General features: G+C 62.8%; 10 protein-coding genes. 3 read left to right on the top strand and 7 right to left on the bottom strand.

Annotated elements, in window-relative coordinates:
• Nucleotides 1–29: 29 nt before the first annotated feature.
• The 3 genes from DDE76_RS00120 to DDE76_RS00110 all read right to left on the bottom strand — a co-directional run bounded on the left by DDE76_RS00120 (nt 30) and on the right by DDE76_RS00110 (nt 2,798).
• Nucleotides 30–932 (bottom strand): siderophore ABC transporter substrate-binding protein, encoded by a 903-nt coding sequence (locus DDE76_RS00120; RefSeq protein WP_104892228.1) that lies wholly within the window; start codon nt 930–932, stop codon nt 30–32.
• Between the two features lie 123 nt (nt 933–1,055).
• On the bottom strand, nt 1,056–1,967 hold the full coding sequence (locus tag DDE76_RS00115) for a LysR family transcriptional regulator (protein WP_158672384.1): 912 nt from the start codon (nt 1,965–1,967) through the stop codon (nt 1,056–1,058).
• 84 nt (nt 1,968–2,051) lie between these two features.
• Nucleotides 2,052–2,798 carry a TSUP family transporter gene (locus tag DDE76_RS00110; protein WP_104892226.1) on the bottom strand — a complete coding sequence of 249 codons (747 nt, stop codon included), beginning with the start codon at nt 2,796–2,798 and terminating at the stop codon, nt 2,052–2,054.
• A gap of 327 nt (nt 2,799–3,125) precedes the next feature.
• Between DDE76_RS00110 and DDE76_RS00105 the strand changes: the two genes are divergently transcribed.
• A complete protein-coding gene (locus DDE76_RS00105; protein ID WP_104894773.1) occupies nt 3,126–4,892 on the top strand; it encodes an ABC transporter ATP-binding protein in 1,767 nt (588 codons plus the stop codon).
• The gene (locus DDE76_RS00100) at nt 4,889–6,784 is read left to right on the top strand and encodes an ABC transporter ATP-binding protein (protein ID WP_104892225.1); all 1,896 of its coding nucleotides are present in this window, start codon (nt 4,889–4,891) and stop codon (nt 6,782–6,784) included. Before DDE76_RS00105 ends, DDE76_RS00100 begins: the two co-directional genes overlap by 4 nt.
• Nucleotides 6,785–6,902: 118 nt before the next feature.
• Here DDE76_RS00100 and DDE76_RS00095 read toward each other — a convergent pair whose 3' ends face one another.
• The 4 genes from DDE76_RS00095 to DDE76_RS00080 all read right to left on the bottom strand — a co-directional run bounded on the left by DDE76_RS00095 (nt 6,903) and on the right by DDE76_RS00080 (nt 11,091).
• A complete protein-coding gene (locus tag DDE76_RS00095) occupies nt 6,903–7,883 on the bottom strand; it encodes an acetyltransferase domain-containing protein (protein ID WP_104892224.1) in 981 nt (326 codons plus the stop codon).
• A gap of 231 nt (nt 7,884–8,114) precedes the next feature.
• Complete coding sequence (gene recQ / locus DDE76_RS00090; protein WP_104892223.1) at nt 8,115–9,962, bottom strand: DNA helicase RecQ; 1,848 nt, start codon at nt 9,960–9,962, stop codon at nt 8,115–8,117.
• A 59-nt stretch (nt 9,963–10,021) separates the two neighbouring features.
• Nucleotides 10,022–10,339 carry a plasmid stabilization protein gene (locus DDE76_RS00085; RefSeq protein WP_104892222.1) on the bottom strand — a complete coding sequence of 106 codons (318 nt, stop codon included), beginning with the start codon at nt 10,337–10,339 and terminating at the stop codon, nt 10,022–10,024.
• 185 nt (nt 10,340–10,524) lie between these two features.
• Complete coding sequence (locus DDE76_RS00080; RefSeq protein WP_104892221.1) at nt 10,525–11,091, bottom strand: DNA-3-methyladenine glycosylase; 567 nt, start codon at nt 11,089–11,091, stop codon at nt 10,525–10,527.
• 171 nt (nt 11,092–11,262) lie between these two features.
• Here DDE76_RS00080 and DDE76_RS00075 point away from each other — a divergent pair, with 171 nt between their 5' ends.
• Nucleotides 11,263–12,186 carry a VOC family protein gene (locus DDE76_RS00075; protein ID WP_157955593.1) on the top strand — a complete coding sequence of 308 codons (924 nt, stop codon included), beginning with the start codon at nt 11,263–11,265 and terminating at the stop codon, nt 12,184–12,186.
• The last annotated feature ends 61 nt before the right edge of the window (nt 12,187–12,247 follow it).

The raw sequence follows: 12,247 nt of genomic DNA, 5'->3' as shown, positions 1-12,247 counted from the left end.
ACGGGCGAGGGCGAAATGAGCGGTCTCGCTTACTGGCTCAGCGCTTCAGCGACCTGGTCTGCCATGATGCCGAACGAAATCAGGCCACCATTGACGATATAGGCGCGCACCGGGTCGATATAGACGACGTCGCCATTCTTCCAGGCAGTGGTTTCGGCCACCAATTCATTGTCGAGAATGGCGGCAGCGGCGCCCGAACCGGTGGCGGCATCGCGGTCGATCACGAACAGCATGTCGGGATTGGCTTCGAGGATGAACTCGAACGAAATGGCGTCGCCATGGGTGGCCGCCTCCACGTCCTCGATCACAGGGGTGACGCCGAGCGTGTCGTGGATGAAGCCGAAACGCGATCCCGGGCCATAGGCCGACACTTCCGCGCCGCTGGTCAACACGATCAGGCCCTTGCCGGCATCGGCGGCGGCAGCCTTGGCGGCCTCCACCTTGGCGTCGGTCTCGGCCTTGAGGGCGTCGATCTCGGCTTCCTTGTCGAAAAGCTGGCCGACAATGTCGGCATTGGCCTGGATCGAGTCATAGAAATCGGCCCAGTCATTGGACAGGTCGACCGTCGGAGCGATCTTGGCCAGTTCTTCATAGGCGCCCGAGGACCGGCCTGCGACGATAATCAGGTCCGGCTCGAGAGCGGCCAGGGCTTCGTAGTCGGGCTCGAACAGCGAACCGACCTTGGCATAGTCGTCGCTGGCATATTTCTCCAGATGCGCCGGCAGGTTCGAACCGGGCAGGCCCGCCACGTCAACGCCGATGGCCTCAAGCGTCTCGATTGCCGCAAAGTCGAAGCTGACGACTTTCTCGGGAACGCCCGGCAGGGTGGTTTCACCCTGAGCGTGGGTGACGGTGATTTCCTGCGCCACAACGGGAGTGCTGAGGGCAACGAAACCGGCAAGAAGCGCGGTGGCGGTACGGCGAATGGTCATCTCGGTACTTCCGATTTGAAATGAATAAAGCTCTGCGCAAACCTGACTGCGCTGGTCAGCTTCAATATCGGCGAGATGGGGGCGTGTCAAAACAATCCTGATATCTTTTATCAGGAAATTTTGTCACACGGAGGGAAGATAGGTTTCCGCGGCCAGCGAGACGAAACTCTTCATCGCCGCCGATAGCGGGCTCGACTTGCGCCGCGCCACGAGCAATTTGCGCATCGCCCAGGGCTCCGAAAGCGGCGCGCAGACCAGATCCGTGCCGGCCAGCAGATGTAGGCTGGTCGAGCGCAGAAAGCCGATGCCGAATCCGGCCTCCACCATGCGCACCAGTGCCGGAAAGCTCTCGACACGCAGCGCTTCCTTCAGCGGATGCCCCAGCTTCTCGGCCGCTTCGCTGAGCAGCCTGTCGAGCGAGCCGGCATGGTGGATGCCGACGATGGAATGCGGAATGACCGCATCGAAATTGACCGATTTTCTCGGCTCGATGCTCGCGGCCAATTCATGCTCGGGCGGCACCAGCACCCACACCCGTTCATCCTCGAAGGGCCGGATTTCGAAGCGTGTGAAATCGTAATTGTCCGAGACGATGGCGATGTCGGCCTGGCCCTCATCGAGAGAGAGCAGCGCCTTGGCCGCGCCCATCTCTGAAATGGCAATCTCAATGCCGGGATATTTGCCCGCGAACTTGGCCAAAAGCTCGGGCAGGCGCCCGGTCAGCGCCGAGCTGGTGCAGGCCAGCCTGAGGCTCCCCCGCTGACCGGAGCTGAAATCATCCATGATGGCGTCGAGATCGGCAATGGAGCGCAACACGGTGCGGCACCCCTCGGCATAGGCCTCGCCCGCCTTGGTCAGCTTCACCCCATGCGCCGAGCGATCGAACAGGACCACGCCCAGCCGTCCTTCCAGATCGGAAACCCGCCGGCTGACCGCCGAGGAGGCTATGCCCTCCCGTTCCGCCGCGCGGCCGATTGAGCCGGTCTCGGCCAGAAGCAGGATAAGGCGTGCGGTTACGCTATCGAATGGTGCCATGTCGTCTCCCGCTCCCAACATAGAGCATCGCGCCGAAAAGTGGGAACCGGTTTTCGGCTTAAAGCGATGCGTCAACAGGAAGATTCACCAGGAGCCCGCGAGCAGCAAAATGCCGCGCACCAGATAGAACACGCCCAGCATGGTGACGATCCAGCGGGTCCAGCGCCGGAACCCGTCATCGGACAGGCGCTGCAGGATGCCATAGCCCATATGGGTCCCGGCAATGGCAAAGGGTGCCGCAATGGCCACCAGTATCCAGTCGCCTGCAGCCATGGCCGCCGCCGTCGCGCCGTAGAACACCACCTTGGCGCCATGCGAGATCACCTGCATGCAGGCCTTGGTGGCAATCACCTTGCGCCGGTCCATCTGGGTGCGAATGAAGAAGATATCGATGCTTGGCCCGGCCACGCCCACCGCCAGGTTCAGCCCGCCACTGGCAAAGCCGCAGAAGAACCCGTGTACCGGCCGGCTGGCATCAAGCTGCAACCAGCTCTTGGGCAGCCAGACCAGGATCGGCATCAGCCCTACCGCGATGCACACTGTCGCCAAGTCCGGCTGATAGCGCAACAGGAACAGCAGCAAGGCCGCCAGGGCCAGTCCCCCCACCATGGTTGCGATAATGCGCCAGTCGATAAAGCTCCGCGAGAACCAGGCCCGCGATCCATTGGCCACGATCTGGATGGCGCCCTGCAGGGCAATCGCGGTGGCCACGGGCAATATGGTCAGCAGACCGGCCAGCAGCAGCATGCCGCCGGCCATGCCGAAAATGCCGGAAATCGTTGAGGTGACAAATACGGCGGCAATCAGCGCAGCCGTCAAACCGGAAATCATGGGCAGTTCCCTTCATGGGTCTAACTGCCCGAGCCCGCAGCGGGGTACCATCAACGCTTCGGCATGGGGTCATGCCGATGTCATTTTCGCTGCATCGTTGCATTTTTTGCGCAAATTGCACCTTGAATGGAAGACGCAATGCGCTTTTTATAGGCAGGCGAGTTTTTTGATTTGCCCGATTGCTGGTCGACGGTCCTCCCGCCTCTCCCTTTCGGGCTCCACTTTAACTGACGTCTGGATACTTCCTTGATAACCCTCAAGGCTGGCCGCGAGCGTTCGCGCGGCGATGCTCGGGACCATGTTGCAGCAGCCCATGCCGGTAAAGGCATGGCGCCATTGACGCGCATTACCCTGTTTTCCCTTCGCCACCCGTTTCAGGCAATCCTGGCGGTTGGTGCCACCATCATTGCGGCCATCCTGCAACTGACCATTCCCCGCTTGCTGGGGCAGGCCATCGACCAGGCGCATAACGTGCTCAGCGTCGCCGGCGACGGCGCGCAGGAGGCGCTGCTCTGGACAGCTCTGACCCTGCTCGCCGCATCCGTCGCGCGCGGTCTCTTCACCCTGGTGCAGAACTATTTTTCGGAAAGCGTCGGCCACCATGTGGGCTACGAGCTGCGCCTGGCCTTTTATGACAAGGTCCAGCGCCTCTCCTATTCCTACCACGACCGGGTGCATTCGGGCGATCTGATCACCATCGGCCTGCTCGATCTGGACGGGTTGCGCATGTTCTTTTCCACCGGTCTGGTCCGCACCATTCTGCTCGTGGTGCTCATCGGGGTCGGCGCCTGGATGCTGCTTTCGACCGATGTGCTGCTCGGCCTTCTGGCCCTGAGCTTTGTGCCCTTCGTCGCCTGGCGCTCATCAGTGGCCCAGCTCACGCTGCGCGCCACCTGGCTGATCCTGCAGCAAAAACTCTCCGTGCTGACCCGGGTCATGGAAGAAAATCTCGGCGGCATCCGCGTCGTGCGCGCCTTTTCGGGCCAGAAGCACGAGCTCGACAAGTTCGACACTGCCTCCAAGGCCGCGCTGGAGCTGGCGCATCGCCGCGTCCGGGTGCGCGTCAAGAACACCTCGATGATGACCTTTTCCTTTTTCGCCGCCATGGGCCTGGTGCTCTGGGTGGGCGGCAACAAGGTCATCGCCGGCGAGATGACCGTGGGCACGCTGGCCAGCTTTCTCACCTTCATGACCATCCTGCAGATGCCGGTGCGCCAGCTCGGACTGATGGTCAACTCCTATGCCCGCGCTTCCACCTGCGGCGAGCGCTTCTATGCTTTCCTCGATGCCCCTGTTGAAATCGAGGACAAGCCCGGCGCCACCCCGCTCAAGATCAGCAATGGCGTGCTGCGCTTTGAGGATGTTCACTTCACCTATCCTGGCTCCACCGTGCCCACCCTCAACGGCATCAGCTTCGAGGCAAAGGCCGGCCAGACCATCGGCATTGTCGGCGCCCCGGGCAGCGGCAAATCCACGCTCGCCCATCTCATTCCGCGCTTTTACGACATCACCTCCGGCCGCATCACGCTCGATGGGCAGGAGGTGCGCGACGTGACGCTGCAAAGCCTCAGGCGTTCCGTCGCCGTGGTGCAGCAGGACACGTTCCTGTTCACCACCACCATCGAGAACAACATCGCCTATGGCGATCCCTGGGCCAAGGAGCGCAAGATCGAGCGCGCCGCCGAAAGCGCCCAATTGCACAATTACATCATGGGCTTGCCGGCCGACTACGACACCGTGGTGGGCGAGCGCGGCGTCTCGCTCTCCGGTGGTCAGCGCCAGCGCCTCTCCATCGCGCGCTCCCTGGTGCTCAAGCCCGCCGTCATGGTGTTCGACGATTCGACCGCCGCCATCGACGCTGGCACCGAGCATCGTATCCGCTCGGCCATTCGCCGCTTCGCCAGCGACCGGATCACCATGATCATCGCCCATCGCCTCTCTTCGCTGATGCATGCCGACCTGATCCTGTTCCTCGAAGATGGCAGGATCGTCGAGCGCGGTACCCATGAAGACCTGCTCGCCCAAGGTGGCCGCTATCGCGCACTCTATGACCTGCAAACGCGACCAACCGACGATCTGGAGGCAGCCCAATGAGCGTCGTTGATGACGAAAGCGAAGTCGCCGCCTTCCCCGGCCAGCGTCCGCCCCGCGCCTCGGTGGGCAGCCACCGCATTGAGGAAGAAGTTTTCGGCAAGGCCTATGACCCCAAGACGGTCCGGCGCATCTGGGCCTATGTGAAGCCCTACCGCCTCAAGATCTATCTCGCTGTCGCGGCGGTGCTGATCTTTACCGGCACGCAATTGGCCATTCCGCTCATCATCGGCAATGCCATCGACACCGCACTGGTTGCCGGCGGTGATCCGAACAATCTGCTCTGGGCCGTGGGCGCCTTCGCCATCGCGGTATTGCTCAATTTCGGCGCCTCCTGGGTGCAGGAAACCCAGGTCGGGCAGGTCGCCGAACACGTGCTGTTCGACATGCGCCGCGCCATGTTCGCCCAGCTCCAGCGCGTCTCGCTCAGCTATATGGACCGCACCGAAGTTGGCCGCCTGATGAGCCGCCTGCAGGGCGATGTCAGTGCCATGCAGGAATTTCTCGAAACCTCGGTGATTTCGGTCGGCGATCTGGTCCTGCTGTTCGGCATTGTTGCCGTGCTGCTGAGCCTCGACCCATGGCTGGGGCTGGTGACCCTTATCACCATGCCGGTGCTGTTCATCATCCGCATCTTCTGGCTACCCCCGGCCAAGCGCGCCTTCTGGGCCGCGCACGAAACCAATTCGTTGACAGCCGGGGCCATGGCCGAAGGCATCAATGGCGTGCGCACGGTGCAGAACCTGGATCGTCAGAAGGTCAATTTCGACCTTTATGACGACAAGGCCTATCAGAACCTGCGCATCCAGCTCACAGGCTCCAAATATGCCCAGGTCATGGTGCCCATCGTCGATACGCTCACTGGCATATCCATGGCCACGGTCGTGGTCGTCGGTGGCGCCATGGTGCTCAATGGCGCGCTGCAGGTCGGCGTCGTCGTGGCGTTCCTGTTTTATGTGCAGCGCTTCTTCGACCCGATCCGCTCGCTCACCATGCAATATTCCATCATGCAGCGCGCCATGACCTCGGGCCGCCGCATCACCGAAGTGCTCGATCTGCCCACCGTGATCGAGGACAAATCCGACGCCAAGGTGCTGACCGGCGAGATGGATGGCTCGGTCGAGTTCAGAAACGTCGTGTTCGGCTACGATCCGAAGCGCCCGGTGCTGAAGAACGTGTCCTTCAAGGTCAATCCCGGCGAGACCGTTGCGGTCATCGGCCCCACCGGTTCGGGCAAGACCAGCGCCATGGCGCTCGTCCACCGCTTCTATGAAGTCCAGGACGGCGCGGTCATCGTCGGTGGCCACGATGTGCGCGATGTCACCCAGGAATCCTTAGGCGAACAGGTGGCCATGGTGCTCCAGGAACCATTCCTGTTCACCGGCACGATCTTTGAGAATATTCGCTACAACAAGGCCTCGGCCACCCGCGAGGATGTGATCGCCGCCGCCAAGGCCGTGGGCGCGCATGAATTCATCGATCGTTTCGCCAATGGCTATGACACCATGCTCGAGCAGCGCGGGTCCAACCTTTCGCTCGGCCAGCGCCAGCTCCTCAGCTTCGCGCGGGCATTGGTGGCCGACGCCAAGATCCTGGTGCTCGACGAGGCCACCGCAAATATCGACAGCTATACCGAACGGCAGATCCAGAAGGCGCTGGAAATCCTGCTCAAGGGCCGCACCGGCATGGTTATCGCCCATCGCCTCGCCACCATTCGCGGCGCAGACCGCATCATCGTTCTGCAAAACGGCGAAAAGATCGAAGAGGGCAATCACGACCAGCTCATGGAACTGGGCGGGCTTTATTCAAAACTCTACAACATGAACTACGCCAGCTTCGATGATATTCCCGACGAAATGGTCGCCGGTACCAACGCCAGGGAATCGAGCACCTGAGCGGCACCATTGCGCCTTGATCTGTGGTTGATCGTTACCACCCGGCGCCTCGGCTCCTGCGCACCCTCCCCTCAAGGGGGAGGGAGGCGAAGGAATTGAGAGGGAGTTGGCGACCCCCTTATTCCGCCTCCAGCTCCGGATAGATCAGCGCCGAACATTGCCGGTTATTGGCATCGAGTTTGGCCTGATCTTCCGCAGACACCAGTCCGCTAAACACCGGCTCCCACAGATCATCCCGCTCCACACCTTCAAGCCCGCATTGGCAATAGATCGCGCACTGCGCCGCCGTGGCGCCGCTCTCCTCGCAACTCATCTGGCAGGAATTGAGAAAGTCCAGCTCGCGATTGGCCTCCTGCGTCCCCATGGCCATGGAGAGCGGCATGATCACCGCCAATAGCAGCGGTTGATGCACCAGGTAAATGACCAGGCTCCAACGCCCCATCCAGCCAAACACCCGTGCCGGCACGTGGCGCGGTTCGATCGCGGCCATCCGCCGCTCAACACCGCTGCCCCGCACCAGCCGCATGGCCAGAACGCCCAACAGCACCACCCCGAACCATGGAAACACCGGCACCAGGTCATTGGTGGGCGGCGGCACCACCCAGAACCCGATCCAGGAAAACACCTTCTGGTTGTAGAGCGGATCGGCAAAGCCGAAATGCAGTCCGATCACCAGCGCCGCGACGGCACCCGTCAGCCAGAGCGGCGTGAACAGAAAGGGCAGGGCGATCAGGCTCGTCAGCGCAATGGCATGCAGCACCCCGAAATAGACAAAGCTGTCGGGGAAGGCGAACCAGGTGCCGATGGTGATCAACCCCGCGCCACCCACGACGAACAGCCAGCGCCGCCAGAAGCTGCGCCAGCGCATGCCATCCCCATGCCCCAGCACCAGGCCAGCGCCCACCAGGAACATGAAAGCAAACAGGATCGTGCGTGCGAAAAACACCCAGCCGGGGTCGAACCCGACATCGACGGAAATGAAGCGGTAGAACGCCAGATCCCAGCACAAATGGTAAAACACCATCGCGATGATCGCGACGCCGCGGGCGATGTCGATGACCGGCAGGCGGGGGCGCTTCACAGTGAAGGTATCGCTCAACTCATCCCCCTCACCGACCTACGCTTCGCTTCGGCCACCTCTCCCCGAGAGGGAGAGGAAACAGCATCGTGTACGCTCTTGGTCTTCTCCCTCTCGGGGAGAAGGTGGCGCGCAGCGCCGGATGAGGGGGCGCAAAGCCAGCCCGAAGAGCAGGTTGCTCCAGTAGAGCAATCTGAGAAGAGAAGGCCTTGAGGGCTGCGCCCGAATGGTAAGCGCGCTGCCCAAACCATCTTACCCCTCAAACCCCCGCACCACCGCCAGAAACGCATCCCCATACCTGTCCAGCTTCCCCTGTCCGACACCAGGCAGGTTCAGCAGATCATGCGGGTGTTTCGGCTCTGCCAGAGCCATGGCTTTCAGTGTCGCATCGTGGAAGATCACATAAGGCGGCACACCCTGGGCCTTGGCCAGCCGCAAACGCTCCTCGCGCAGCGCTTCAAACAGCGGCTTGGCATGCTCGGGCACATCCACCGACCGGGCCAGCGAGCGACGAACCTCGACCGATTTCTTTGGCCGGTCCTTGCGCAGCGTGACATTGCGCTCGCGCTTGAACACCGAATGGGCCGCTTCGCTCAGCGTCAGCGCGCCATGATTGGCATGGTCGACCACGATCAGCCCCATCGCCGTCAATTGCCGCAGCACCGATTGCCAGGCCCGTGTATCCAGCTCCTTGCCCTGCCCGAACACCTTTTGGTGCTGGTGGCCGAAGCGGGTGACCTTTTCGGTTTCCTTGCCCACCAGCACATCAATGACATGGGCCGCGCCAAAGCGCATGCCGGTGCGGTAGATTGCAGCCATCGCCTTGATCGCGGCGTCCGTGCCGTCCCAGCTCTCCACCGGCGAGCGGCACGTGTCGCAATTGCCGCAGGCGTGCGGATAGACCTCGCCGAAATGCGCCAGGATTGCCTGACGCCGGCACGAGGCCGTCTCGCAGACGCCCAGCAGCGCGTTGAGCTTGCCATGCTCGACACGCTTGACCTCGTCAGGCGCATTGCCCTCATCGATCATGCGGCGGCGCTGCACCACATCGGCCATGCCATAGCTCATCCAGGCATCGGCAGGCTGCCCGTCGCGCCCAGCGCGTCCGGTCTCCTGGTAATAGGCCTCAATGGAAGCCGGCAGATCCATATGCGCCACATAGCGCACATCCGGCTTGTCGATTCCCATGCCGAAGGCCACCGTAGCAACCAGGCAAAGGCCCTCCTCCTTGAGGAAGGCGTCCTGATTGGCGCTGCGCAGCTCGGCGCTCATTCCGGCATGATAGGGCAGGGCGCGAATGCCCTTGCCCGAGAGCCAGTCGGCGACATCTTCGACCTTGGCCCTGGAGAGGCAATAGACGATGCCGCTCTCGCCCTTGTGCCCGCCAAGGAAGTCGAGGAGCTGCTCGCGCGGCTTGTCCCGCTCAACAATGGAATAGGAGATGTTGGGCCGGTCGAAACTGGTGGTGAACACCTCGGCCTGTTCCAGCCCCAGCCGCTCGATAATGTCTTCGCGCGTCGTCGGGTCGGCCGTGGCCGTCAGCGCAATGCGCGGTACGCCGGGAAACAGCTCCACCAGGTGGATCAGTTCGCGATATTCAGGGCGGAAATCATGCCCCCATTGGCTCACGCAATGAGCCTCATCAATGGCAAACAGCGCGATCTGCGTATCGGCCAGCATATTGGCAAAGCCCGGCGTCGCCACCCGCTCGGGCGCCACATAGAGAAGGTCCAGTTCCCCGCGTCGCAGCTTCCGGCGCACCTCGCTCGCTTCCTCCTGGGTCAGCGAGGAATTGAGCGCCGCTGCGGCCACGCCGGCCTGTTCCAGCGCCTCCACCTGGTCGCGCATCAAGGCGATCAGCGGCGAAACAACGATGCCCACGCCCGGCCGGCAAATCGCCGGGATCTGGTAGCACATCGACTTGCCGGCGCCGGTCGGAAACAGCACGACTGCGTCGCCGCCCTCGGCCACATGTTCGATCACATCGGCCTGCTGCCCGCGAAACGCCTTGTGCCCGAAAATATCGCGCAGCACCGCAAGCGGGCTGGGCCGCTCATGGCGCTGGGGCGAGAACAGGTCGATAGACTCAATGGCTTCCACACGTCTCTTGAATCACGCGGTCGCGGGCAGGGCAACCGGCGAGGCCGATAATGCAGTGCTTAGTGTTGCGCCCGCTCTTCTTCGTGGCGCTTGCGCGTCTCGGCTGCCTTCTTGGCCGATGCGGATCGTTCTGCGGCCGGACGATTGGCCGAGGCCTCGCCGCCCTTCCTGCCGCCCTTGTGCGCGGCCGGATTGTCGGTATGCGTGCCGCGGCCGGAGCCGGACTTGTTACCGCCGCCATCATCCTTGTTGACGGTGGCCCAGGCCCGCCGCTCGGCTTCCTCGTGGGAAACGCCGCGCTCCTCGTAGCCTTTTTCGATATGTTCGGCCTTGCGCTTCTGCTTGTCGGTATAGGCGCTCTTGTCACCTCGGGGCATGATGGCCTCCTGCGTTTGTGTTCGCTGGCTGGCGCGGGCGGGACAAAGGCCTGTGTCAGCTTGAACTGACTGATGCGGGAAACCGGAAAAAACCGTATCAAAGGCCCTATGCCGCCGTGTCCGGTTGACGCGCGCCGGCCTGTGTCCTCAACGGGGTCACGAGCAGGCAGTTGCCCCGCCGCCGATCACAAAACCGGCTGCGCCTTCGGCAGGGGCCGGCTGAGATAGCGCGACCCGGCCTGCACAAAGCGCCACGGCGTTTCAGCACCCTTGGTGATCCCGATGCGCGGACCAGTGGCAATCTTATGCGTCGCTGTGGCGGCTTTGAGCGCAAATGGCGGCCCATCCAGCCCCAGCCCGTCATGCTGCAAATCAATGCCGAGCGCCTGTGCCAGCTTGCCCGGCCCCGAGCACAATTGCCGGTCCGACAATCCACCCCGTCGTTCCCGCATGGCCGCAAGCCCCTGCACCGGCTCCAGCGCCCGGATCAGCACCGCGCTGCCCGGCCGGCAGACGAAATTGAGGCAATGGTGAATGCCGTAGATCTTATAGACATAGGCATGCCCCGGCGGCCCGAACATCACCCGATTGCGCGGCGTGGGCCCCCGAAAACTATGTGAGGCCGGGTCCGTCTCGTCATAGGCTTCCACCTCGACAATGACCCCGCCAATGCCATCGAACAGCAGTGTCGCGCCGAGAATCTCCTGCGCCACGTCCAGCACCGGCCGGTCGAAAAAGCTCTTCTCCAGCATCGCCTCTGCCGCCTCGCCTCCCTGCAATGCCGGACTTAGACCACGCGACTGCCCTGTCGCCAAGACCAGCCCATTGGCGCGGTTTGACGAACAATGCCTTCGCCGTGGTTCTCTTTGTCGAAACGCCTGCGCGCGCTATTTCTGGGGTCACAACGTTTTCAGGAGGTCGAAATGATCGACACATCCATCCAGACCAATGTTCGCTCCAAACCCATCCTGCCGCTCAGCACCACGCTCGGGCCGGTCCACCTTGCAGTGACCGACCGGCAGAAGGCGCTGGCGATCTGGCAGGATGTCGTCGGCCTTGATCTTGTCGCCGAAAACGGCAATGCCCTTTCCATGGGCGCCGGCGGCAAGGTCCTGATCGTGCTCGAAACCGGCGCCACCCGCCCGGTCGCCCCGCGCACCATCGGCCTTTATCACGTCGCCATCCATGTGCCGGCGCGTGCCGATCTGGCGCAAATGGCCGTGCGGGCGCTCAAGCGCAATGTGCGCATTTCCCCTACCGACCATCTGGTTTCCGAAGCCATCTATCTCTGGGATTTGGACGGCAACGGCATTGAGATCACCTTCGAAACCCCCTGGCGCGGTACGCTGGGCGATCCGGACAAGGGCCAGACCTATGCCGTGACCGCCGAGGGCAAGCCCCATTCGGGCCGCGACCCCATCGACCTCGATGGACTTTTGGCCGAACTCGGTCCCGATCCGGTCCTTGCGCCCCGCATGCCGGCGGGAACCCGCGTCGGCCATGTCCATCTGCATGTGAACGACCTGCATTCGGGCATGGATTTTTATCGCGACGTCATCGGCTTTGCCGGCTTCCTTCTGATCCAGTCCTTCGGCATGGGCGATGTCGGGCTCGACTACATGCCCCATACCCTGGCCTTCAATGTCTGGTCCGGACCTAACGCCGCCTTGCCGCCGGCCGGCAGCGCGGGCCTGCGCTGGTTTACCATTGTGCTGCCCGATGCCGAGAGCCTCGCCGCCCTCAAAACGCGGCTGGAACAGGCCGGCGCCCCGCTCGAAGTCGTGGGCAACGACGTCGAAACCCGCGACCCGTTCGGCAATCGCATCCGGCTCGAACTGGCGGCGTGATCCGGCACGCCACGGTCATCTGCCCACCCCCGGACTTGACCCGGGGTGCTGCCCCTGCAAT

Source organism: Devosia indica (assembly GCF_003056405.1).
Classification (GTDB): domain Bacteria; phylum Pseudomonadota; class Alphaproteobacteria; order Rhizobiales; family Devosiaceae; genus Devosia; species Devosia indica.
The sequence above is the reverse complement of the archived record's forward strand: the minus strand, read 5'-3'. Positions and strand labels throughout refer to the sequence as shown.

Bases quoted from the DNA above. Each gene is read 5' to 3' on its own strand.
- DDE76_RS00120 (WP_104892228.1), bottom strand. From the start codon at position 932: ATGACCATTCGCCGTACCGCCACCGCGCTTCTTGCCGGTTTCGTTGCC.
- DDE76_RS00115 (WP_158672384.1), bottom strand. From the start codon at position 1,967: ATGGCACCATTCGATAGCGTAACCGCACGCCTTATCCTGCTTCTGGCC.
- DDE76_RS00110 (WP_104892226.1), bottom strand. From the start codon at position 2,798: ATGATTTCCGGTTTGACGGCTGCGCTGATTGCCGCCGTATTTGTCACC.
- DDE76_RS00105 (WP_104894773.1), top strand. From the start codon at position 3,126: ATGGCGCCATTGACGCGCATTACCCTGTTTTCCCTTCGCCACCCGTTT.
- DDE76_RS00100 (WP_104892225.1), top strand. From the start codon at position 4,889: ATGAGCGTCGTTGATGACGAAAGCGAAGTCGCCGCCTTCCCCGGCCAG.
- DDE76_RS00085 (WP_104892222.1), bottom strand. From the start codon at position 10,339: ATGCCCCGAGGTGACAAGAGCGCCTATACCGACAAGCAGAAGCGCAAG.
- DDE76_RS00080 (WP_104892221.1), bottom strand. From the start codon at position 11,091: ATGCTGGAGAAGAGCTTTTTCGACCGGCCGGTGCTGGACGTGGCGCAG.
- DDE76_RS00075 (WP_157955593.1), top strand. From the start codon at position 11,263: ATGATCGACACATCCATCCAGACCAATGTTCGCTCCAAACCCATCCTG.